Consider the following 22,048-nt stretch of genomic DNA (forward strand, 5'->3'; position numbering starts at 1 on the left):
GCCATGTCCATGCACTTCTTCCCACGCGCCCTGTGTGCGCTGGCCGCCAGCCTGGTGCTGGCGGGCTGCTCCCTCGCCCCGGTCCACCAGCGTCCGCAGGCGCCCATTCCCACGCAATGGCCGCAGCAGGATGCGGCGCCCGTGCTGTCCTCGTCGGCGGCCACGCTGGACTGGAACAGCTTCATCGCCGACCGCCAGCTGCGCCAGCTGGTGGACCTGGCCCAGGCCCACAACCGCGACCTGCGCCAGACCCTGCTCAACGTGGAGGCGGCACGCGCCCTGTACCAGGTGCAGCGCGCCGACCGCCTGCCGGGCGTGGGCCTGCAGGGTGGCGGCACGCGCCAGCGCCTGCCGGGCGACATGAATGCCACGGGCCAGCCGCAGGTGCAGGGCAGCTGGCAGGCCGGCCTGGGGCTGGCCGCCTTCGAACTGGACCTGTTCGGCCGCGTGCGCAACCTGTCCGAAGCCGCCCTGGGCGAGTACCTGGCCACCGAAGAGGCCGCGCGCGCGGCCCGCATCAGCCTGGGTGCCGAAGTGGTGCAGGCCTACCTGTCCCGCGACGGGGCCCTGCGCCGGCTGCAACTGGCGCAGCGCACGCTGCAAAGCCGTGAATCCTCGCTGCGCCTGACCGCGCAGCGGCGCCAGGCGGGCACGGCCACGGCCCTGGACCACCAGGACGCCCTGGGCCTGGCCGCCCAGGCCCGCGCCGACGTGGAGCGCAGCGAACGCGAGCTGCGCCAGGCCGGCAACGCCCTGCTGCTGCTGACGGGCGTGGAGGATCTGACGCCGTACCTGTCCGCACAGTCCGCAGGGTCGGCAAAGTCGTCCGACGTACCCCTGCTGCTGCAGGACCTGTCGGCCGGCACGCCTTCCGAACTGCTCATCCACCGGCCCGACATCCAGGCGGCCGAGCACCGGCTGCGCGCGCGCAGCGCGGACATTGGTGCGGCGCGCGCGGCCTTCTTCCCGCGCATCTCGCTCACCGGCTTCCTGGGATCGTCCAGCGCCGATCTGTCCGACCTGTTCCGCCCGGGCCAGCGCGCCTGGTCGTTCACTCCCCAGGTCACGCTGCCCCTCTTCGACGGGGGGCGCAACCGCGCCAACCTCGACCTGGCCGTGCTGCGCAAGGACATGGCCGTGGCAGCCTACGAGCAGGCCATCCAGACCGCCTTCCGCGAAGTGGCCGACGCCCTGGCCGCCACCGACACGCTGCGCCGCGAGGAAGCCGCGCGCCTGGCGCTGCGCGACAGCAGCCGCGAAAGCCTGCGGCTGGCGCAGGCCCGTTACCAGGCGGGGGTGGACGACCATCTGCGCTACCTGGACGCACAGCGCAACGCCTTCGCCAATGAAAGTGCCTACATCGATACCGTGACCCAGCGGCAGTTGGCGCTGGCCCAGCTGTTCCGCGTGCTGGGCGGCAGCTGGACGGCGCCGCCGCCTCACAGCGCCCCGAACACCTCCGGCAAGGCCGCATCGCGCGGCATGCCGCCATAGCTCTTGGTGCCGCCCTGGCTGTCGATCACCACGATGCCCGGCGTGCCACGGAAGCCCAGGGACATCATCAGCTTGCGGTGGGCCTCCAGCGCCTTGCGCACGTCGGGGCTGACGCTGAAGGCGGGCGCTATGCCGCCCTGGGCGGACTTCTTCTCGTGCTCCATCAGTGCGGCCGCGCGGTCCGGGGCCTGCAGGATGGCGGCGGCCTTGGCCGGGCTGTCGTCCCGGATCACGCCCACCAGGATGTGGCGCAGCTGCACCTTGCCTGCGTCCACCCAGGGGCGTGCGGCCTCCCAGAACTTGTGGCAGTACTTGCAGTTGGGGTCGGTGAAGGTATAGATCACGCGCGGCGCATCGGCCTTGCCGTCGGGCACCCAGTTGGAGGCCTCCAGCTGCGCCTGCACGGTGTCGCCCGCCGGCTTGGCGGCCTGGGCCTTGGCCTGGGGCGCCTGGGCCGTGGCAGGACCTTCTGCGGCGCTTGCCCGTCCTGCTGCCAGAAAGAGGCTGGCAGCCATGCCTGCAAAAAGGACGGTGCGTTGAAGATGCATGGGAACTCCTTGGAACGGTTGGATGAATGAGGGTGCGGCGCTGCGCGGCAAGCGTGCAACGCCTGGTGCTGCGGCCACAGCGGCGGACGGTGTGAGTCGGAGTGCATCCGACGCGTTCCATCGGTCCAGGAAATCGCTTGCGGCAATCTCGCACACGACGGCCGACCGACCACGCGCCGCTGTCGCTGCGTTGCAGCCCATGGGCTTCGCACGCCGCCGATTGTCATTGACACCCTTGCAGATGCTGCGCATCGGCGCTGGGCAGTCGTCATTGCAGACAGCCAGGGCGAGCGGGGCAGGGTGGAGGAGGGCTTGCGCCCGGCGCGGCAGGCAGTCTTGGAAGCGGTAGCGGTCTTGCATGGCAGTCATGGATGGAAATGAAACCCACTACCCATGAAGACGCTCCAGCTTTTCAGAACTGCACCCCTGCGGCCGAATTTTTAGAAAGCGTGGGCCGGTCCCGCCTCCGTGCTCAGGGCGCAGCGGCAATCTCGGTCTGGCCATCGGGCCGGGCCACCAGAGTGACGGGCAGGATCTGGGCCAGCATGCGTGCGAACTCGGCGGGGCGGCTGGTCTGGTAGCTGCCGCCAATGCGCAGGGCCGCCACGGCCGGGTCGTGCACCACCAGGCCGGTCGGCCCGTAGCGCTCCAGTTCCACCAGGGCGTCGGCCAGGGGCGTGTTCTCGAAGCGGATCAGTCCCTTGCGCCACAGCGCAATGCTGCCGGGCGCCACAGCCGACACCGGACCGAGCACGCCTGCAGGCGACACGCTCAGGGCCTGGCCAGCGACCAGGTCGGCAGGCGTTGCCGCGCCTTGCGCACCGGCCACGCGCACATGGCCTTCCTGCACGGCCACCTGGGCGCTGCCCGCCTCCATGCCCGTGGCGCGATAGCGCACGGAAAACTGCGTGCCGCCCACGGTGACGCGCGCCGGGCCGGCCAGCACATGGAAGGGCCTGGCGCTGTCGGGCGCCACGGCAAACAGGATCTGCCCTTGCGTGATGCGCACCTCGCGCCGGTCGCGGTACAGAGTTACCTGCGCCTGGGTATCGGCATCCAGGGACAGTGCGGTGCCATCCGGCAAGGTGATGGTCCTGGCCTGGCCGCGTGGGGTCAGGTGGCTGCTGATGAAGGTGGGCTGCTGCTGCCACTGGTGCCAGCCCACGCCCACGGCCAGGACCAGGGCAAGGGCAAGGGCCACCGTGCAGCACAGGGCCGCCAGGGCAGGTCGCGGCAGCAGGCGGGACCAGCTCCAGCCTTGGCGCTCTTCGGAGGACGGGCGTTGCGAGGCCGGTTCCGGGTGTGCGTGAGGCGCCGACTGCGAGCGTCGGCGTGCCTGCTCCGCGCGCAGGCGCGCCACCTGTTCGGGGGGAATGGACCGCGCGGCCGCCAGGCTCTGGCCCAGGTGGCGCAAGGCGGCCTCGTGCGCCGTGCTGGCCGCCAGCCATTCGGTGAATTCGGCTTCTTCCTCGGCGGTCAGGCCTTGCTCCATGCGCGTGTGCCAGTCGGCCGCAGCGAGGTCGATGGGGTTTTGCCCGCGGAAGAACTCTTCCAGTTCGCGCACCTGCGCAGCCTTGTCCAGGGGCGCGGTGCAGGAGCGGTGGCGGCGCATGCGTGCGGCTTGCCGGTTTCAGAAGCTGGTCCAGTCCTGCGATTCGGCGGACGGCTTGGCCGCAGCCAGGCGTGCAGGGCTTGCAGGGCGCGCGCCAGCTGCGGGTCGTGCCGGTGCCGGCCTGGCCGGCGCCAGCGCAGATGCCGTGGCCGCGCGCGTGGGCACGGACGCCGGCAGCGGCGCCTGCAAACGCGGCTGCTGCGCCGCGCCACCCTGGTCGCCCAGGCGGAAGATGGCCACGGCCTGCACCAGGCGCTGGGCCTGGGACTTGAGGCTGGAGGCCGCCGCCGCGCTTTCTTCCACCAGCGAGGCGTTTTGCTGCGTGACCTGGTCCATCTGGCTCATGGCCTGCCCGACCTGGGCCACGCCGGCGCTTTGCTCGTCGCTGGCATTGCTGATCTCGCCCATGAGGTCGGTCACGCGCTGTATGGATTGCAGCACCTCGGCCATGGTGGCGCCGGCCTGGTCGGCCAGCTCCGCGCCCTGGCTGACGCGGGTGGCGCTGTCAGTGATGAGCTGCTTGATCTCGCGGGCGGCCTGCGCGCTGCGCTGGGCCAGGGTGCGCACTTCGGCGGCCACCACGGCAAAGCCCTTGCCCTGTTCGCCGGCGCGTGCGGCCTCGACGGCGGCATTGAGGGCGAGGATGTTGGTCTGGAAGGCGATGGAGTCGATCACGCCCACGATGTCGCCGATCTGGCGCGAGCTGGCATGGATGTCCTGCATGGCGCCGACGACTTCCTGCACCACGGTGCCGCCCTTGACCGCCACCTGGCTGGCGCCGAGCGCGAGCTGGTTGACCTGGCGCGCGTTGTCCGCGTTCTGCTGCACGGTGGAGGACAGCTCGTCCATGGAGGCCGCCGTCTGCTGCAGCGCGCTGGCCTGCTGCTCGGTGCGGCGGCTCAGGTCGGCATTGCCCTTGGCGATCTGCTCGCTGGCCACGGCCACGCTGTCGGCGTTGTTGCGCACATCGCTGACCACGCTGGCCAGGCTCTGGTGCATGGCGTTGAGCGAGGCCTGCACGCTGCCGGCGGGCGCTTCGCTGCGCAGCAGTCCGGGGTCGAGGTTGCCGTCGGCGATCTGGCGGGCGACCTCGCCCAGCTGGGCCGGCTCGGCGCCCAGCGCGCGTGTCAGGCCGCGTGCGATCAGCCGGCCCATGAGCAGGGCCAGCACGAAGGCGACCGCGCTCATGCCGATCTGCATGTTGCGTTGCTGCACATAGGACTGCGTGGCCTGCTCCACCATGACCTGGGCGTGCTGGCGCGTGAGCCGGCTGTACTCGTCGGTGGCCGCGATCAGCTGGGCCAGCAGCGGCCGGCACTCGCTGTTCATCTTGGCAATGGCCTCGTCGCGTTGCTGGCGCAGCGCCAGCGCGACGATGTCCAGCGCCACCGGGCCGTAGCGCTGCTCTATCTGGTCGATGCGGGCGACCAGGGCGCGTGCCTCCTCACCCACCCCGGGCGCGGCCACCAGGGCCTTGAGCTGGTCCAGCCGGGTCTTGACCTCGGCATGGGCGGCGTACACGGCCGCTTTTTCCAGCTCCAGGTCGGCTGGCGTGTTCACCAGCACCAGGTTGCGCGCCGCGATGGCACGGCTGTCCACGGCTGCGCGCACCTGTTCGGCCAGTTGGGCACGGGCGTTCACGCCATCGACGAACCGGGTCAGGTTGCGGTTGGCATCGTCCAGCGCCTGCAGGGCGGATACGGAAACCAGCGCGACCAGCAGAGCCAGGGCGGTGAAGGCGGCGTAGAGCTTGGTCTTGACGGTCCAGGTGCGGAGATTCATGGCGCTTTCCAGGTAGATGGTGCAAGTATCAGTTTTTATCAAAGAATAAGTGATTAATTTGATAAAAGCCCTTTGAAAATTGTTAAATTTCCATGAGAAGTGACAAATTCAGACGAGGCATCGGTTCAGCGTCACCGCTGCGCTTCCCGTGCAGGCTGGATCAACAAAGCCCGCATTTCTTGACCGCCTGCGGGTGCTGCCCCTGCGGGACAGGCTGCGTCGGCGCTACAGTCGGTCCCCATCCCATGCATACCCCTCCCCACATCCAAGGCTGGTGCCCCGGCGCCTGGCAGCCCATGGCCTCCGGCGATGGGCTGGTGGTGCGCGTGCGCCCGCCGCTGGGGCGGTTGACGGTGGCCCAGGCGCGGCGCCTGGCGCGCCTGGCCCTGGTGCATGGCACTGGCGCGCTGGAGCTGTCCAGCCGCGCCAATGTGCAGTTGCGCGGCATTGCGCCCGGGCGGCACGCCGCCGTGCTGCGCGCCCTGGCGGCCGTGGGCCTGCTGGACGCCGACGCGGGCCGCGAGCGCCGCCGCAACCTGGTGATCGACCCGCTGTGCCGGCCGCAGGAGTCGGTCCATGCGCTGGGCCAGGCCCTGCAGCATGCGCTGGATGCGGCCGAGGATCTGGCGGGCCTGCCGGCCAAGTTCGGCTGGTCGGTGGAAGGCGCGCCCGGCCGGCTGGCGGGCGTGTCCGCCGATATCCGCCTGCAGCGCACAGCCACCGGATGGCTGGTGCAGCCTGGTGGACGGCAGCAGGCGCTGGCCGTGGCCGATGCCAGCCAGGCCGTGGCCGCAGGCCTGGCGCTGGCGCGCTGGTTTGCCGACCAGGCCTCCCTTCGCCGCGCCCAGGGCTTGCGGCCCGGACGCATGGCCGCGGTGGCGGCGCAACTGCAGCCGCCCCCCGGACTGGACTGGGTGGAGACAGAAACCCCGGCCCACGGCGAAGGACCGGCGCCCGGTGCCGTGCCCGGCGTGGGCTGGCTGCTGGGCGCGCCGCTGGGCCGCTTGCCGGCCGTGGCGCTGGCGCGGCTGGTGCGCGCCTTGCCTGAGCAGGCCTTTTTGCGTGTGACACCCTGGCGCATGCTGCTGGTGGAAGACGAAAACGCGGAAGCTGGTGCCGCCCTGCCTTGCTGGTGGACGGCTGCAGGGCTGGACAACGCCGCTGACTGGATCACCCACGTCCATGACCCGCGCCTGCGCGTATCCGCCTGTACCGGCGCGCCGGGCTGCACCCAGGCCCTGGGTCCCACGCAGGCCCTGGCGCTGGAGCTGGCGCCGCAGGTGCCCCACGGCGCGCACCTGCATGTGACCGGATGCGCCAAGGGCTGCGCGCGGCAGGCGCCGGCCACGGTGGTGCTGCGGGCAGAAGGTGAAGACGAGGGCGAAGGCCCCGTCTATTCCGTAGTGCGCCACGGCCGTGCCGGGGATAGGGCGCAGGAGCAGCGGACCCTGGCCTCGGTGCGAGACAATCCGGGATTGCTGTTTTCAAAAGAATAATGCTGCACCGCTACGAAACCGATGGCGCCGAGATCTACCGGCAGTCCTTTGCCACCATCCGCCGCGAGGCGGCGCTGGAACGCTTCACGCCTGTCGAGGAACGCGTGGTGGTGCGCATGATCCACGCCGCTGGCCTGGTGGAGCTGGCCCCGCACGTGGCCTTCTCGCCCGGCATGGCCGAGGCCGCCGCGCAGGCCCTGCAAAACGGCGCGCCCGTGCTGTGCGACGTGCGCATGGTCAGCGAGGGCATCACGCGCTCGCGCCTGCCCGCCGCCAACCCCATCATCTGCACGCTGCAGGACGAGCGCGTGCCCGCGCTGGCCCGTGACATGGGCAATACGCGCAGCGCCGCCGCGCTGGAGCTGTGGCGCCCGCACCTGGCCGGGGCCGTGGTGGCCATCGGCAACGCGCCCACGGCCTTGTTCCACCTGCTCAACCTGCTGCAGGACCCGGCCTGCCCCCGGCCGGCCGCCATCATCGGCTGCCCCGTGGGCTTTGTGGGCGCCATGGAATCCAAGCAGGCGCTGATGCAGGACCTGCCCGTGCCCTGCATGGCCGTGCATGGCCGGCTGGGCGGCTCGGCCATTACCGTGGCCGCCATCAACGCACTGGCCAGCCATGTCGAGTAGGCAGCCGCGTCCCAGCCAGGGCGGGCCCGGCATTGTCTGCGTGGGCCTGGGCCCGGGCGACCCCGAACTCATGAGCGTCAAGGCCGACCGCCTGGTGCGCGGCGCCCGCCAGGTGGCGTTCTTCCGCAAGAAGGGCCGGCCCGGCAAGGCCCGCCAGCTGGTGGACGGCCTGCTGGCCCAAGGCGCTGCCGAGCACGCCATGGAGTACCCGGTGACCACCGAGCTGCCCGTGGACAGCCCCGCCTATGTGGACCTGCTGGCGCGCTTCTACGACGACTGGTGCCTGCGCCTGGAAGCGCTGGCGCAGACCGGGCAGGTGGTGGTGCTGTGCGAGGGCGACCCCTTCCTCTACGGCTCCTTCATGCATCTGTATACCCGGCTGCGCGAACGCGGCCAGGTGCCGCTGGACGTGGTGCCCGGCATCCCCGGCATGGTGGGCTGCTGGCACGCCACGGGCGAGCCCATCACCTGGGGCGACGACGTGCTCAGCGTGATGACCGGCACCCTGTCGGAAGACGAGCTGGTGCGCCGCATGCAGACGGCCGAGGCCCTGGTGGTCATGAAGGTCGGCCGCAACCTGCCGCGCATCCGCCGCGCCCTGCAGCGCACGGGCCGGCTTGACGCCGCCTGGCTGGTACAGAACGGCACCACGGACAGCGAGCAGGTCGCGCGCCTGGGCGATGTGTCCGACGACGCCTGCCCCTATTTCGCCATCGTGCTCGTGCACGGCCAGGGCCGCCGCCCGGAGGCCGCATGGTGAGCGCCGGCCGCCTGACGGTGGTGGGGCTGGGCCCGGGCGCACTGGACCAGATCACGCCCGAAGCCGCAGCCGCCTTGCACGCGGCCGACGATGTGGTCGGCTACCTGCCCTATGTGTCCCGCGCGCAGGCCCTGCTGGCGAAGGCGGGTCAGGGCCAGGCCGTGGCCTGGCATGCCTCGGACAACCGCGTGGAGCTGGAGCGCGCGCGCCAGGCGCTGGCGCTGGCCGCGCAGGGGCGGCAGGTGGTCGTGGTGTCTTCGGGCGACCCGGGCGTGTTCGCCATGGCGTCGGCCGTGTTCGAGGCCATGGAATCTGCCGATGCGGTGCAGGCCGCCGCCTGGCAGGCGCTCGATATCCAGGTGCTGCCCGGCATCACCGCCATGCTGGCCGCCGCCGCGCGGGCCGGCGCGCCGCTGGGCCATGACTTTTGCTGCATCAATCTCTCGGACAACCTCAAGCCCTGGCCGGTGATCGCGCGGCGCGTGGAACTGGCGGCCCAGGCCGACTTCGCCATGGCCTTCTACAACCCGCGCTCCAAGAGCCGGCCCGAAGGCTTTGTGCGCCTGCTGCAGCTGCTGCGCACCCGCTGCGAGCCGCAGCGCCTGCTGGTGTTTGCGCGCGCCGTGTCCACGCCCGAGGAACACTTGCACGTATGCACGCTGGCCGAGGCCACGCCCGAGATGGCCGACATGCGCACCGTGGTCCTGGTGGGCAACAGCGCCACGCGCCGCGTGGGCCGCTGGGTCTACACGCCACGCCACTACGGCATGGATGGCGGCGCGGACGGTGCTGTCGGCGCGGGCGGTGCTATCGGCAGCACGCCATGAGCAATCCAGTGCAGCACCGCAGCCACCGACCCGGTGCGCTGGCGCTGCGGCAGCGCCGGGCGCTGCACCATCACCACGGGCAGGCCCAGGGCACGTGCGGCCTCGAGCTTGCCGCGCGTGGCCTCGCCGCCTGCGTTCTTGGCCACCAGCCATTCGATGCCGTGCGTGCGCAGCAAGGCTTCATCGTCGTCCGCGCTGAAAGGCCCGCGCCCCAGCACCACCGTGGTGTGGGGCAGGGGCAGGCTGCCGGGCTCGGGCGCATCGACCAGGCGCAGCAGATAGTGGTGCTGCGGCTGGCCCGCAAAGGCCGCAAGCTGCTTGCGGCCCACGGCCAGAAACACCCGGGCGGCTGCCTGGGGCAGGGCGGCAGCGGCGGCTTGCATGTCGGACACGTCGATCCAGGCATCGCCGGCACTGGCCTGCCAGGGCTCGCGTTCCAGCGCCAGCAGCGGCGTGCCGGTGGCGGCGCAGGCCTCGCAGGCATTGCGGCTCATCTGTGCGGCAAACGGGTGGGTGGCATCGACCACATGGCTGATGGCCTGCCCGCGCAGGAATTGCGCCAGGCCCTGGGCACCGCCAAAGCCTCCCACGCGCGTGGGCAGGGGCTGGGCCACGGGCGACTGCGTGACGCCCGCATACGAGAACACGGCGGCAATGCCGGCGCGGTGCAGGGCCTGGGCCAGCTGGCTGGCGCCGCTGGTGCCGCCCAGCAGGAGAACATGGGGCATGACTGATCCCTGGTTGACATTGGTGGGCCTGAACGAAGACGGCCTGGACGGCCTCTCGCCCGCCGCGCTGCGCGCGCTGGACGCGGCCGAGACCGTTTTTGGCGGGCCGCGCCACCTGGCGCTGGCCGGTGCCGGCGAGCGGGGCCGTCCCTGGCCCGTGCCCTTTGACGTGGCTCCCGTGCTGGCCTGCCGTGGCCGGCCCACGGTGGTGCTGGCGTCGGGCGATCCGTTCTGGTTCGGGGCGGGCGGCAGCCTGGCGGCGCATCTGGCGCCGCAGGAGTGGCACTGCCACGCCCAACCTTCGACATTTTCGCTGCTGGCGTCCCGCCTGGGCTGGAAGCTGGAAGACACGGTCTGCCTGGGCCTGCACGCCGGCCACGTGGAGCAGCTGCTGCCGCACCTGTCGCCAGGCCGCCAGTCGCTGGTGCTGCTGCGCGATGGCGCCGCCGTGGCCGCATTGGCGGACTGGCTGGTGCAGGAAGGCTGGGGCGACAGCCGCCTGGAGGTCATGGAATCCGTGGGCGGCCCGCGCGAGCGCCGCCGCGCATGGCGCGCCGCCGAAGCCGCCCAGGCCCTGGCCGCCGACCCTGCCTGCGCGCCCGTGGCCGTGGCCGTGCTCGCCCAGGGCGGCGCGGCCCTGCCGCTGGTGCCGGGCCGGCCCAACCACTGGTACGCCAACGACGGCCAGATCACCAAGGCCCCGGCCCGTGCGCTGACCCTGGCGGCTCTTGCGCCGCGCCACGGCGAATGCCTGTGGGATGTGGGCGGCGGCTCGGGCTCGGTGGCCGTGGAGTGGTGCCTGGCCGGTGGCTCGGCCATCAGCCTGGAGCAGCATGCGGCGCGTGCGGACAACATCCGCCTCAACGCCCGGCGCTTCGGACTGCAGGCGCGCCTGCGCGTGGTGCAGGGCGTGGCGCCCGAGGCGCTGGCCGAACTGCAGGCGCTGGCCCGGCCCCAGGCCGTGTTCGTGGGCGGGGGCTTTGACGCCGAATTGTTCGATCGCCTGCAGGCCCTCATGCCCGCAGGCTGCCGCCTGGTGGTCAATGCCGTGACGCTGGAGACCGAGGCCCTGCTGGTGCAACTGCAGGCCGAGCACGGCGGTCAGCTGCTGCGGCTGGAGATTTCCAGCGCCGAGCCGCTGGGCCGCATGCGCAGCTGGAAGGCTGCGCGGCCGCTGGTGCAGTGGAGCTGGCAGCGGTGAACCCGGACCAAGCCATCCCCCACCGCTGCGGCGTGCTGGGCCTGGGCCTGCACACCGACGCACTGCCCGATGCGCTGCAGGCGCTGTGGCAGCGGGCCCAGGCGCACCTGCTGCAGCAAGCCTGCGCGCCGCAGCCCGTCTGCGCCGTGGCCGTGCTGGACACCAAGGCCGGCCATCCGGCGCTGGAGGCCTGGATGTCGGCGGTCGTGCCCTCGGCCGTCCTGGTCCGTGTGCCGTCCGCGCAATTGCCGGGCCAGCCGGTGGTCACCCAATCGCCGCGCATGCTGGCGCGCTACGGCACCGGCAGCGTGGCCGAGGCGGCGGCACTGGCCGCCGCAGGCCCGCACTCCGCCCTGAGCGTGACCCGCCTGGTGGCGGACGATGGCAGCGCCACCCTGGCCCTGGCCGTGGGCCAGGGCGGACCTCTGAACTGTTGCCTGGCCCACGCCAGCCAGGCCAAGAACCAAGGAGCAACGGCATGACCGTGCATTTCATCGGCGCCGGCCCCGGCGCCGCCGACCTGATCACCGTGCGCGGGCGCGACCTCATGGCGGCCTGCCCGGTCTGCCTGTATGCGGGCTCGCTCATTCCCTCGGAACTGCTGGCGCACTGCCCGCCGGGCGCGCGCATCGTCAACACCGCATCCATGAGCCTGGACGACATCGTGGCCGAAATCCAGGCCGCCGAGGCGCGTGGCGAAGACGTGGCGCGCCTGCACTCGGGCGACCTGTCCGTGTGGTCGGCCATGGGCGAGCAGCTGCGCCGCCTGCGCGAGGCCGGCATTGCCTACACCGTCACGCCCGGCGTGCCCTCGTTCGCGGCCGCCGCCGCCACGCTGGGCGCGGAGCTGACCCTGCCCGGCCTGTGCCAGTCCGTGGTGCTGACGCGCACCTCGGGCCGCGCCACGGCCATGCCCGAGGGCGAGAACCTGGCCGCCTTCGCGGCCACGGGTGCCGTGCTGGCCATCCATCTGTCCATCCATGTGGCCGCCAAGGTGCAGTCCGAGCTGCTGCCGCACTACGGCGCCGACTGCCCCGTGGCCATCGTCTGGCGTGCCAGCTGGCCTGACGAAACCGTGGTGCGCACCACGGTGGGCAGCCTGGCCGAGGCCGTGGCCACCCACATGGAGCGCACGGCCCTGATCCTGGTGGGCCGCAGCCTGCAGGCCGAGGACTTCGGCGAAAGCCGCCTCTACGCGGCCGACTACGACCGCCGCTACCGCCCGCTGGGCGCCGAGCCGCGCTTTCCCGCCACCGATGTGCATGCGAATGCCGCGCTGGATACCGCGAGGGATACCTTGAGGGACACCGTGAGCGGCACCGGGAGCGACACCGTGATCGACGTGCCCCTCGGGAACCCCGCCCCATGAGCGCGGCCCTGCCGCCCGTGGCGCTGAGCCTGATCGGCATCGGCACGGGCAACCCCGACCACCTCACGCGCGAAGCCCAGGCCGTCATGCAGGCCGCCGACCTGATCCTGCTGCCGCACAAGGGCGAGGACAAGGCCGAACTCGCCGCCCTGCGCCGCGACCTGTGCGATGCCGTGCTCACTGCGCCCGGCCCGCGCATCGAAGGCTTCGACATGCCCGTGCGCCGCAGCGTGGGCGACGACTACCTGGCCCAGGTCGATGAATGGCATGCGGCCATCACGCGCTGCTGGCAGGCGGCCATCACCCGGTCCCTGGACGAGGGGCTGCAGCCGCGCAGCCCCGGCCAGCCCTTGCAGGTCGCCCTGCTGGTCTGGGGGGACCCGGCGCTGTACGACAGCACCCTGCGCATTGCCGCGCGCATGCAGCCGGCGCCGCACAGCGTGCGCGTGGTGGCGGGCATCAGCTCCATGCAGGTGCTGTGCGCCGCGCATGCGATTGCGCTCAACGGCATAGGCCAGCCCTTCGTGGTGACCACGGGCCGCCAGCTGCGCGAGCAGGGCTGGCCGCCCGGCGTGGACACGGCCGTGGTGATGCTGGACGGGCAGTGCAGCTTCACCGAGCTGCCCTCCCACGGCCTGCACATCTGGTGGGGTGCCTACCTGGGCATGGACCGCCAGATGCTGGACAGCGGCCCGCTGGCCGAGGCGGCATCGCGCATCGTGCAGGCCCGCGCCGCAGCGCGCGAGCGGCATGGCTGGATCATGGATATCTACCTGCTGCGGCGCGGCGGCTGAGGCCGAGGCTGCTGCCGACGCCGGCCCCCACGCTGTACACCCCCTTCATCAAGGAATCCCGCCATGCAGATGGACAACATCCCCTTCAACACCACCGACTGGGCCGCCGTGGCGCCCACCGAGCATTCGGCCGAGGCCGGCCAGGCGTTCTGGCGCACGCAGAACTTCGGCAACATCCGCGTGCGCACGGTGGAGTACACGCCCGGCTATGTCTCCGACCACTGGTGCACCAAGGGCCATGTGCTGCTGTGCCTGGAAGGGGAACTGGAGACCGAACTGGCGGACGGCCGCCGCTTCACGCTGACGCCCGGCATGAGCTACCAGGTGGCGGACAACGCCGAGCCGCACCGCTCGCGCTCGCCCAAGGGCGCCAGGCTCTTCGTGGTGGACTGAACCTGCAGGCACGATCGGCACGGCAGCGCGCTGCAGGTCTGCGACAGGTTCGCGCCGGCGCGGGCGAGAGCTGCGCAAACGTGCCGTCATTGAGTGGCGTACGGCACGGGTTGCCAGGTTGCCCATGCCCGGGTGGTGGAATGCCTGACGGACGGCTCTCCAGGTACACAGTCATCGGCCATCAACTCAGCGGCGAAGTAGGCATTGCCGATGGCGACAGCCCCTGTGGCCGGGCTTGTGCACAATGAAGAGCTTTCGCCCAGCCTCTTCACGCGATGCAGCAAGAACCCGACTTCCTCCACAACCTGAACCAGGAATTCCGGGACGGCAGGCGCTGGCTGGACCGCACCATCGTGCTGGCCTATGCCGCCGCCGCCGGGCTGTGCGTGGTGGCCTTCACGCTGATGGCGGACGCGGGCTTCGAATTCTTCGAGAGCATCTACCACTGGCAGGGCGGCTGGGCGGTTCTGCTGTGGATGCCTGCCGTCACGGCGGGCGCCGTGTGGCTCACGCGGCGCTGGGCGCCGGGTGCGGCGGGATCGGGCATTCCGCAGGTGATCGCCACGCTGGACCCGGCGCTGGACTCCACGCAGCGCGGGCGCTTCGTGTCGCTGTGGCTGTCCTTCGCCAAGATGGCGCTGGCCAGCGCAGGCTTTGCGGCGGGGCTGTCCATCGGGCGCGAGGGGCCGTCGGTGCAGGTGGCCGCCGGTGTCATGCACCATGCGCGGCGCTGGTTCGGCCCGCATTCGGGCATCAGCCACCATGCGCTGCTGGTGGCCGGCGGCGCGGCCGGCATTGCGGCGGCCTTCAACGCGCCGCTGGCCGGCGTGGTCTTCGCCATCGAGGAGCTGTCGCGCAAGCTGGAGTCACGCTCCAGCGGCCTGATCATCGCGGCCATCGTGCTGGCCGGCCTGATGGGCGTGTCGGCCTTCGGCAACCTCAGCTATTTCGGCCGCATCCAGGTGCCCCACCTGACCTGGGACGCGCTGCTGCCGGGCCTGTGCGTGACCCTGGCCTGCGGCGTGCTGGGAGGCCTCTTCGCCAAGCTGCTGGCCGCCTCGCTGACCCGCGCGCCCGAGCGGCTCAACCAGCTGCGCGCGCGCTTTCCCATCCGCTTCGCGGCGGCGGTCGCGCTGGTGATCGCCGTCATCGGCATGGTCACGGGCGGCGCCACCTTCGGCGCGGGCTCGGAAGCCGTCAAGCACATGCTGGCGGGCCAGGCCGACGTGCCTTCGTTCTACGTCACCCTGAAGTTCATCGCCACCTGGCTGTCGGCCTGGGTGGGCGTGCCGGGCGGCATCTTCGCGCCCTCGCTGTCGATTGGCGCGGGCGTGGGCCACAACGTGGCCGGCCTCATGGGCGCAGACATCGCGCCCGCCCTCATCGCCATGGGCATGGCCGCCTTCCTGGCCGCCGTGACGCAGGCGCCGCTGACGGCCTTCATCATCGTCATGGAGATGGTGGACGGCCACTCCATGGTGCTCAGCCTCATGGCGGCGGCCATGCTGGCCAGCCTGGTCTCGCGCATGCTGGCCCGGCCGCTGTACGAGACGCTGGCCCAGCACATGCTGAGCATGGTGGTCGCACCTGCACCTGCACCTGCACCTGCACCTGCTCCTGCGTCGGCACCCGCACCGGTGCCCGAGCAGGCCTCTCCCCCGAAGGACCAGGACAAGCCCGCAGGCGCCTGAAGCGGGCGCGCTTGGCTGACAGCCAATGGCGAATGCCGATGGCCTGGGTGTGCTGCACGCCACGCCATGCTCCCTTCCTGAGTCCGGACGCAAACCCAAGGAAAGGAACGCGCCATGTGGGAGGAAGTGGCCAACACCCTGGTCGAGGAATTTTCCAGCCTGCCCGATGCGGCCGAGGTCACGCGCGTCATGGTGCGCCTGCTGCTGGCGGCGCTGCTGGGCGGCATCGTCGGCTACGAGCGCGAGCACAAGGGCAAGGCCGCAGGCCTGCGCACCCACATGCTGGTGGCCATGGGCGCGGCGCTGTTCGTGCTGGTGCCCGAGCGCGGCGGCATGGACATTGCCGACATGAGCCGCGTGATCCAGGGCGTGGTGGCCGGCGTAGGCTTCCTGGGCGCGGGCGCCATCATCAAGCGCCACTCCGAGGAACAGGTGCAGGGCCTGACCACGGCAGCCGGCATCTGGATGACGGCCGCCATCGGCGTGGCCTGCGGCCTGGGGCGCGAAGCCATCGCGCTGCTGGCCACGCTGCTGGCCATCGTCATCCTCGTGATGCTGCCGCATGTGGTCAGTGCGCCGCCGCCGCACGATGACGCGGAGCCGGACACCAAGCCGCGCGAGACCTGAGGGGGGGGCTGCGGCCTGCAGGCTGGTATTCAGGCTTTGTTCGCTTTTTCCCGATGTTCGTGCTGCGCGAACATGGCAAACATCACGAACCCAGGCAGTGAAGCCTGCGAAGCGTTGGCCAATTCCCGATGGGCAGTCGCGTTCGAGCATGGCTTTGCCTGGCCATGCACGCATGCCTTTGGAAATCCACTCTGGCGGCGTACGCCGGCCATCACCAGCGTGCGGCTACCCATGAGCGACAGCGTGTCGCCCAGCGCAAAGCTGTTCAGGCGCGTTTCCCGGTTGCAGGCGGGGTTGGACAGGTCGTTGCCCAGGTAGTTGAGTGGTGTGATCGCGTAGTTTGGCCTCGGAAGCCTCTATCATCTGCGTCGGCCCCCCGTCCAGGGGCTGGTGCGTAAGAACACCTCACATACACAGCGGAAGAGCCTCCCCGATAGCGAGGCCTTGTCACGTCTGAACACTCGAACGAGTGGGCATCGCGCCCGCTCGTCCATGCGGTTTTGGGCGGGATGGGGCTACCCGTAAGGGCGTCCGCACGTCTGTGTATGTGTTCTTAACATCCCGTCCACCTGTCTGCGCGTAAGAACGCGGGCTGGTGGTTTCCGTCTCACACAGGAGTACGAAACCATGGCGAATGTCTCTCGCCCGATGGCCTGCACGGCCACGGTAATTTCTTCACTTCAGCCCTCTCTGTCTTGCGGTCTGGCGCAGCTCTCAAACACCCTCGCACGGAGGGCGCAGCCATGAAGCAGACCAAGGAACAGGCCAAGACCTCGGCCGCCAGGATCGAGCGGCTGACGCGCGATATCTCCGAGATCCACAAGCTGGTGGATGAGGGCTGCGCCGAGATCTCGGCCACAGCGCAGATGGCCTTGAAGTGGCTGGAGACGCCGGAGGGCTGCCAGCGGCTGGACGTGGTGGCCGAGGCCTTGAAGATGATTCGCCACAACGCCCTGTTCACGGGCGACTGTTCCAGAAGCAAGGCGATCTCGGCAGGCAGCACGTACCGCAATCTGGCCCAACGGCGGCTGCGCGAGGCCGAGAAGGCAGCCGATGAGGCGCGCGTGGCGCAGGCCTTGCGGGATTCGGCGGCTTAGCGCCGCAGCGTGCAGCGTGTACCGGGCCAGGTGCGCGCTGGGGGGGCCGGCGCCTGCTCAGGCGCTGGCCAGCAGCTCCCGCGAGCACGCCTGCGCCTCATCCTCCCCCTGCACGAACGCAACCCGCATGCCCAGCGCCTTGCCCATGCCCTGCAGAGCCAGGCGCAGGGCCATTGGCACGGCGCGCTCGCCCGTGATGACGACCATGCCCCGGCACAGCTGGCGCATGCGTTCGCGGTTGCGCTTGAAGAACAGGGCGCGCTGCTTGCGTTCTTCGTGGCTTTCCTCGGGGTGGTCGCCGGGCAGGTGGTCGGTGAGCAGCACGAATTGCCGGCCCTGGTCGAGCAGGGATTCGATCTGGGCTTCGGCCGATGCGTCATTGCCTTTACCTGCGTCTGCAGGTGCCTGCGCTTCGGGTTCGCGCAGGTAGACCAGGGGAAAGCGGGAGGTATCGATCAGCATGTCATGGTTCCTGGGAAAAAGCAGGGCATCAGTACAGGTCGTTCCTGACCGCATGGGCGTAGTGGGCGTCGGCCTGTTCCTGTTGGGCGGCATCCATGGCGGGCGCCGTGGCATCGGCCAACTGCGTGAGGGCGGCCATCATCTGGCCCACGGAGGGCAGGGCGGTGCGGTCCAGCTGGCTTGACGGATTCCACAGGCCGGAGCGGTGGATGGCCTTGCCGCAGTGCAGCAGCACCTCGTCGACCAGCACCACGGTGGCGGTCTTGGGCGTGCCCCGGCCTTCGCTCAGCTCCTGCAGCAGATGGGGGTCGGTGGAGATGCGGCCGCGCCCGTTGATGCGCAGGAAGATGTCCAGTCCCGGGAACAGGAAGAGCATGGCCAGGCGGTCATCGGCCTGCAGGTTGCGCAGGGATTCGATGCGGTTGTTGCCGGGCCAGTCGGCAAAGGCCACGGTGCGCTCGTCCAGCACCTGCACAAAGCCGGGTGGCCCGCCGCGCGGCGAGGCATCCAGGCCGCGTTCGCCGGCCGTGGCCAGGCAAAAGAAGCTGGCCTGGCGCAGATAGGCCTCGTGGAAGTCGGACAGGCGGTCGCGCACGGCCTTCTGGATTCTTTCTGCCGGGGCGGCGTAGAGCAAGTCCAGGTCGATGGCCGGGCCTGGCGGGTCTGCAAGGGCGGTGTTGTCTGTGTGCATGGCACAAGCGTAAGAACAAAGGCGTTGGCGGCTGTAGACTGGATCAGCCAACAAATAGCTCAAAGACGCCATGCCCGATGCCATTCTTGAACTGGTCAGCCATGTGAACCGTGCCGATGGCCCCGTGCTGATCGCGGCCGTGGGCAACCAGGACGAGGAGCTGGCCTCCGAGCCGCACCGCCACGCGCGCGGCCAGCTGTTCGGCTCGCTGCGCGGGCTGCTGTCGGTGGGCGTGGAAGACGCGGTCTGGGTGGTGCCCGCCATCCATGCCGTGTGGCTGCCGCCGCACCAGCTGCATTCGGGCCGCTCCCATGGTCCCTTCCACGGCTGGAGCGTCTATGTGGCGGAGCCGGCCTGCGCCGACCTGCCGCAGCGGCCCTGCGCCATCCGCACCTCGGGCCTGTTGCGCGAGGCCGTGCTGCGCGCCGCCGGCTGGGGATGGCAGCAAGGCGTGCCCACAACGCAGCCCGTGCAACCAGGCCCTTCGGCGGACCAGGCCCGCGCCCATGTGATGGCGGTGATCCTGGACGAGATCCGCACCCTGCCCGTGGAGCCCCTGGGCCTGCCCCTGCCCGCCGACCCGCGCCTGCAGCGCATCGCCCGCGCACTGATCGCCGACCCGGCCGATGCCCGCGACCTGGAGGCCTGGGCGCGCTGGGCCGCAGTCAGCTCGCGCACGCTGAGCCGGCGCTTTGTCTCGGAGACGGGCTTCAGCTTCACCGCCTGGCGCCAGCGCGCGCGGCTGATGCGCTCGCTGGAGATGCTGGCCGCCGGCGCGCCTGTAACGAACATCGCGCTGGACCTGGGCTACGCCACGGCCAGCGCCTTCATCGGCTTGTTCCGGCGCACGTTCGGGGAGACGCCTGCGGCGTACCGGGGGAGGTTGGGGGCGAGTGCAAGCTGAGGCGGGGTCGGCGACTGGATTGCCACATGAAAGTAGGATCACTCACTTGCCTACAGGGAGCCTCCCATGCAGACCACTCAGCAAATGAGCATCACCTTGCCCAATGACATCGCCGATGCGGTCAGGGCCAAAGTGAGGGCCGGTGAGTACGCCAGCGAAAGCGAGGTGATCTGCGCGGGGTTGAAAGCGCTGATGGACAAGGATCGCGGCCTGGATAGCTGGCTGCACCTGGAGGTAGGCCCTGCTTATGACGCCTTGAGGGCTGATCCCTCCAGCGCCGTCACCCTCGGCCAGTTGCGGGAGCGTCTGGCTGCCGAGCGCAGCGGCGGCAACGGCGCGTGACGCTGCCCGCGTCGCTCCTGGGTGACTTCGCCTACAACCGCTGCAACTGCGCATTCAGATACGCATCGCGCGAGGGCAGCAGGTGCTCGGCGCACAGGCGGACCAGGGCGTCGCGGTCCTGGGCGCGCAGGGCTTCGATCATTTGCCAGTGTTCCTGGCGTGCGCGCTCGCGGTAGTCGGCCGAGACCAGGGAGGCGAAGCGGATGGGGTGCGTCTGGCGCGCGTATTCGGTGATGGCCTTGTGCAGCGTGTCGTTGCCCGCCAGCGCAAACAGTTCCTGGTGAAAGGCCAGGTTGATGCGGAACACCAGGCGCGCGTTGCCTTCGGCCACGGCGGCGTCGTGCTGCTGCTGGATGGAGGTCAGGCGTTCGAGCCTCTCGGCCGGCACGGGCAGGGGGATCTTGCGCGCGGCCTCCACTTCGAGCATGCCGCGCAGCTCGTACAGTTCCTGCACTTCCTGGGTGGAGAAGGAGCGCACCAGGGCGCCGACGTTCTTGCGGCGCTCGATGAGGCCCATGCGGTCCAGCGCGGCCAGGGCCTCGCGGGCGATGTGGCGCTTGACGTCGAAGCGGGCCATGAGGTCGTCTTCGACCAGGCGCTCGCGCGGGTGCAGCCGGCCGAAGACCACGTCCTCTTCCAGCGCGGCCACCATGGCGCCCAGGGCGTCGGCTGCGGGGGCGGGTTCGGCATCCAGGGAAATCGGCAGTGAGGCGGCAGCGACCATCAAGACAGGCGGTTGGGACAAAGACGCCATTTTGTCCGAATTGACCGCCTGCGCCGACTATTCACGCGGGCCGGGAATGGTGCCGCGTTCGGTGGCGCAGCGTAGGAAGTCGAAGTCCACGCCCTGGTCGGCCTGGTTCACGGTGGTGAGAAAGAGCTTGCGGTAGCCGCGCTCGGCCGTGGGCTCGGTCACGGGGTGGAGCCGGGCGCGGCGGGCCAGTTCCTCGTCGCTGACCTGCAGCGTGAGCTCGCGCCGCACCACCGACAGCGTGATGCGGTCGCCGTTGTGCACATGGGCGAGCGGGCCGCCCACAGCCGACTCCGGCGTGACGTGCAGCACGATGGTGCCGAAGGCCGTGCCGCTCATGCGCCCGTCGGAGATGCGCACGATGTCCTTGACGCCGGCCCGCGCCAGCTTGCGCGGGATGGGGATGTAGCCGGCCTCGGGCATGCCGGGCGCGCCCTTGGGGCCGATGTTCTTGAGCACGAGGATGTCGTCGGCCGTCACGTCCAGGTCGTCGCTGTCGATGCGGTGGGCCAGGTCGGCCGCGTTCTCGAAGACCACGGCGCGGCCTTCGTGCTCCATGAGCCGGGGATGGGCGGCCGACTGCTTGATGATGGCGCCGCCCGGCGCGAGGTTGCCGCGCAGCACGGCGATGCCGCCCTGCGGGTAGATGGGGTTGGAGCGCGGGCGCACCACGTCCTGCGCAAAGCCGGGGCCGGCGCGATCGATCTCTTCGCCCAGCGTGCGGCCGGTGACGGTGAGGGCGTCCAGGTTCAGCAGGGGCTTGAGCTCGCGCAGCAGCGTGGCCATGCCGCCCGCGTGGTGGAAGTCCTCCATGTAGTGGTCGCCCGAGGGCTTGAGGTCCAGCAGCACGGGCGTGTCGCGGCCCATGCGGTCCAGGGCCTGCAGGTCGATGTCATAGCCCATGCGCCCCGCGATGGCGGCCAGGTGCACGAGCCCGTTGGTGGAGCCGCCGATGGCCAGCAGCACGCGCATGGCGTTCTCGAAGGCGGCGGGCGTGAGGATTTTGTCGATGGTCAGGCCCTCGCGCGCCATGCGCACGGCCTCGGTGCCGGTCTGCTCGGCAATGCGGATGCGGTCGGCCGTGACGGCGGGGGGCGAGGCGCCGCCGGGCACGGTCATGCCCAGCGCCTCGGCAATGCAGGCCATGGTGCTGGCCGTGCCCATGACCGAGCAGGTGCCCACGCTGGCCACCAGCTGGTTGTTCACGTCGGCGATCTCTTCGGCGTCGATCTCTTCGGCGCGGAACTTGCCCCAGTAGCGGCGGCAGTCCGTGCAGGCGCCCACGCGCTCGCTGCGGTGCGAGCCGGTGAGCATCGACCCGGTGATCAGCTGGATGGCCGGGATGCCGGCCGAGGCCGCGCCCATCAACTGGGCCGGCACCGTCTTGTCGCAGCCGCCGATGAGCACGATGGCATCCATGGGCTGGGCGCGGATCATCTCCTCGGTGTCCATGGACATGAGGTTGCGCAGGTACATGCTGGTCGGCGCCGAGAAGCTTTCGTGCACCGAGATGGTGGGGAAGTCCATGGGCAGGCCGCCCGCCATGAGGATGCCGCGCTTGACTGCCTCGATCAGCTGGGGCGCATTGCCGTGGCAGGGGTTGTAGCTGCTGCCCGTGTTGGTGATGCCTATGACGGGCCGCTGCAGCGCCGAGTCCGTGTAGCCCGCGCCCTTGATGAAGGCCTTGCGCAGGAACAGCGAAAAGCCGCGGTCGCCGTAGTTGGTCAGGCCCTTGGAGATGCCCGTGGCCGCATCGGCGGGGGCGATGTCATGGCCTGGAGCGCCATCGGGAGTCTTGGGGTCGGTCATGGGTGGGGTGCTTTGCAGAGGGTCTTGGCGGGGTCGGAAGG

23 protein-coding genes are annotated in these 22,048 nt (G+C 70.6%); 15 read left to right on the top strand and 8 right to left on the bottom strand.

Annotated features, from left to right (window positions below):
* The first annotated feature begins 3 nt into the window (after positions 1 to 3).
* Positions 4 to 1,494, top strand: a complete 1,491-nt coding sequence (locus AC5I49_RS23010; RefSeq protein ID WP_495789941.1) for an efflux transporter outer membrane subunit — start codon at positions 4 to 6, stop codon at positions 1,492 to 1,494.
* On the opposite strand, the gene dsbG is transcribed toward AC5I49_RS23010, so the two are convergent.
* The 3 genes from dsbG to AC5I49_RS23025 form a co-directional block, all read right to left on the bottom strand.
* On the bottom strand, positions 1,440 to 2,042 hold the full coding sequence (dsbG, locus tag AC5I49_RS23015) for a thiol:disulfide interchange protein DsbG (protein WP_047472029.1): 603 nt from the start codon (positions 2,040 to 2,042) through the stop codon (positions 1,440 to 1,442). The two genes, AC5I49_RS23010 and dsbG, sit on opposite strands and share 55 nt — an antisense overlap.
* A 472-nt stretch (positions 2,043 to 2,514) precedes the next feature.
* Positions 2,515 to 3,654 carry a FecR family protein gene (locus AC5I49_RS23020; protein WP_495789942.1) on the bottom strand — a complete coding sequence of 380 codons (1,140 nt, stop codon included), beginning with the start codon at positions 3,652 to 3,654 and terminating at the stop codon, positions 2,515 to 2,517.
* Positions 3,655 to 3,672: 18 nt separating this feature from the next.
* Positions 3,673 to 5,436 carry a methyl-accepting chemotaxis protein gene (locus tag AC5I49_RS23025; RefSeq protein ID WP_070080851.1) on the bottom strand — a complete coding sequence of 588 codons (1,764 nt, stop codon included), beginning with the start codon at positions 5,434 to 5,436 and terminating at the stop codon, positions 3,673 to 3,675.
* Between the two features lie 245 nt (positions 5,437 to 5,681).
* On the opposite strand from AC5I49_RS23025, the gene cobG reads away from it, so the two are divergent.
* Genes cobG through cobJ form a run of 4 tightly spaced genes read left to right on the top strand, consistent with a single transcriptional unit; the run spans position 5,682 to position 9,148 of the window.
* Positions 5,682 to 6,932, top strand: a complete 1,251-nt coding sequence (gene cobG, locus AC5I49_RS23030) for a precorrin-3B synthase (protein WP_495789943.1) — start codon at positions 5,682 to 5,684, stop codon at positions 6,930 to 6,932.
* Complete coding sequence (locus AC5I49_RS23035; protein ID WP_495789944.1) at positions 6,932 to 7,561, top strand: precorrin-8X methylmutase; 630 nt, start codon at positions 6,932 to 6,934, stop codon at positions 7,559 to 7,561. The genes cobG and AC5I49_RS23035 overlap by 1 nt, the downstream gene beginning before the upstream one ends.
* Positions 7,551 to 8,321 carry a precorrin-2 C(20)-methyltransferase gene (gene cobI, locus AC5I49_RS23040; RefSeq protein ID WP_013800508.1) on the top strand — a complete coding sequence of 257 codons (771 nt, stop codon included), beginning with the start codon at positions 7,551 to 7,553 and terminating at the stop codon, positions 8,319 to 8,321. Before AC5I49_RS23035 ends, cobI begins: the two co-directional genes overlap by 11 nt.
* Complete coding sequence (gene cobJ / locus AC5I49_RS23045; RefSeq protein WP_495789945.1) at positions 8,315 to 9,148, top strand: precorrin-3B C(17)-methyltransferase; 834 nt, start codon at positions 8,315 to 8,317, stop codon at positions 9,146 to 9,148. Before cobI ends, cobJ begins: the two co-directional genes overlap by 7 nt.
* Here the strand turns inward: cobJ and AC5I49_RS23050 are convergent.
* Entirely contained in the window at positions 9,082 to 9,876 is a 795-nt protein-coding gene (locus AC5I49_RS23050; RefSeq protein ID WP_495789946.1) for a cobalt-precorrin-6A reductase, read from the bottom strand. The two genes, cobJ and AC5I49_RS23050, sit on opposite strands and share 67 nt — an antisense overlap.
* Here AC5I49_RS23050 and cbiE point away from each other — a divergent pair.
* From cbiE to AC5I49_RS23090, 8 genes are all read left to right on the top strand, one after another.
* Positions 9,875 to 11,077: a precorrin-6y C5,15-methyltransferase (decarboxylating) subunit CbiE gene (gene cbiE, locus AC5I49_RS23055; protein ID WP_495789947.1), complete on the top strand. Its 1,203-nt coding sequence runs from the start codon at positions 9,875 to 9,877 to the stop codon at positions 11,075 to 11,077. The two genes, AC5I49_RS23050 and cbiE, sit on opposite strands and share 2 nt — an antisense overlap.
* Positions 11,074 to 11,559 (top strand): cobalamin biosynthesis protein, encoded by a 486-nt coding sequence (locus AC5I49_RS23060; RefSeq protein WP_026062693.1) that lies wholly within the window; start codon positions 11,074 to 11,076, stop codon positions 11,557 to 11,559. The genes cbiE and AC5I49_RS23060 overlap by 4 nt, the downstream gene beginning before the upstream one ends.
* Positions 11,556 to 12,446 (top strand): precorrin-4 C(11)-methyltransferase, encoded by an 891-nt coding sequence (gene cobM, locus AC5I49_RS23065; protein WP_495789948.1) that lies wholly within the window; start codon positions 11,556 to 11,558, stop codon positions 12,444 to 12,446. Before AC5I49_RS23060 ends, cobM begins: the two co-directional genes overlap by 4 nt.
* The gene (gene cobF, locus AC5I49_RS23070; RefSeq protein ID WP_495789949.1) at positions 12,443 to 13,240 is read left to right on the top strand and encodes a precorrin-6A synthase (deacetylating); all 798 of its coding nucleotides are present in this window, start codon (positions 12,443 to 12,445) and stop codon (positions 13,238 to 13,240) included. The genes cobM and cobF overlap by 4 nt, the downstream gene beginning before the upstream one ends.
* Before the next feature lie 63 nt (positions 13,241 to 13,303).
* On the top strand, positions 13,304 to 13,633 hold the full coding sequence (locus tag AC5I49_RS23075; protein ID WP_013800515.1) for a DHCW motif cupin fold protein: 330 nt from the start codon (positions 13,304 to 13,306) through the stop codon (positions 13,631 to 13,633).
* Between the two features lie 275 nt (positions 13,634 to 13,908).
* Positions 13,909 to 15,324: a chloride channel protein gene (locus tag AC5I49_RS23080; protein ID WP_160854327.1), complete on the top strand. Its 1,416-nt coding sequence runs from the start codon at positions 13,909 to 13,911 to the stop codon at positions 15,322 to 15,324.
* A gap of 114 nt (positions 15,325 to 15,438) precedes the next feature.
* Positions 15,439 to 15,951 (top strand): MgtC/SapB family protein, encoded by a 513-nt coding sequence (locus AC5I49_RS23085; RefSeq protein ID WP_016448386.1) that lies wholly within the window; start codon positions 15,439 to 15,441, stop codon positions 15,949 to 15,951.
* Between the two features lie 743 nt (positions 15,952 to 16,694).
* Positions 16,695 to 17,048, top strand: a complete 354-nt coding sequence (locus AC5I49_RS23090; protein WP_052195878.1) for a hypothetical protein — start codon at positions 16,695 to 16,697, stop codon at positions 17,046 to 17,048.
* A 57-nt stretch (positions 17,049 to 17,105) separates the two neighbouring features.
* Here the strand turns inward: AC5I49_RS23090 and AC5I49_RS23095 are convergent, their stop codons facing one another.
* A complete protein-coding gene (locus AC5I49_RS23095) occupies positions 17,106 to 17,510 on the bottom strand; it encodes a hypothetical protein (protein WP_495789950.1) in 405 nt (134 codons plus the stop codon).
* Between the two features lie 28 nt (positions 17,511 to 17,538).
* Entirely contained in the window at positions 17,539 to 18,201 is a 663-nt protein-coding gene (locus AC5I49_RS23100) for a pyridoxamine 5'-phosphate oxidase family protein (protein WP_495789951.1), read from the bottom strand.
* Positions 18,202 to 18,271: 70 nt separating this feature from the next.
* Here AC5I49_RS23100 and AC5I49_RS23105 point away from each other — a divergent pair, with 70 nt between their 5' ends.
* Together AC5I49_RS23105 and AC5I49_RS23110 are read left to right on the top strand one after the other, a co-directional pair.
* Entirely contained in the window at positions 18,272 to 19,105 is an 834-nt protein-coding gene (locus AC5I49_RS23105; protein WP_016448379.1) for an AraC family transcriptional regulator, read from the top strand.
* A 66-nt stretch (positions 19,106 to 19,171) separates the two neighbouring features.
* Complete coding sequence (locus AC5I49_RS23110; RefSeq protein ID WP_016448378.1) at positions 19,172 to 19,447, top strand: ribbon-helix-helix domain-containing protein; 276 nt, start codon at positions 19,172 to 19,174, stop codon at positions 19,445 to 19,447.
* Positions 19,448 to 19,478: 31 nt separating this feature from the next.
* Here AC5I49_RS23110 and AC5I49_RS23115 read toward each other — a convergent pair whose 3' ends face one another.
* Together AC5I49_RS23115 and AC5I49_RS23120 are read right to left on the bottom strand one after the other, a co-directional pair.
* The gene (locus AC5I49_RS23115) at positions 19,479 to 20,171 is read right to left on the bottom strand and encodes a GntR family transcriptional regulator (protein WP_043821684.1); all 693 of its coding nucleotides are present in this window, start codon (positions 20,169 to 20,171) and stop codon (positions 19,479 to 19,481) included.
* Between the two features lie 57 nt (positions 20,172 to 20,228).
* On the bottom strand, positions 20,229 to 22,007 hold the full coding sequence (locus AC5I49_RS23120) for an IlvD/Edd family dehydratase (RefSeq protein WP_495789952.1): 1,779 nt from the start codon (positions 22,005 to 22,007) through the stop codon (positions 20,229 to 20,231).
* Between the last annotated feature and the right edge of the window lie 41 nt (positions 22,008 to 22,048).

Source organism: Delftia sp., assembly GCF_059499305.1.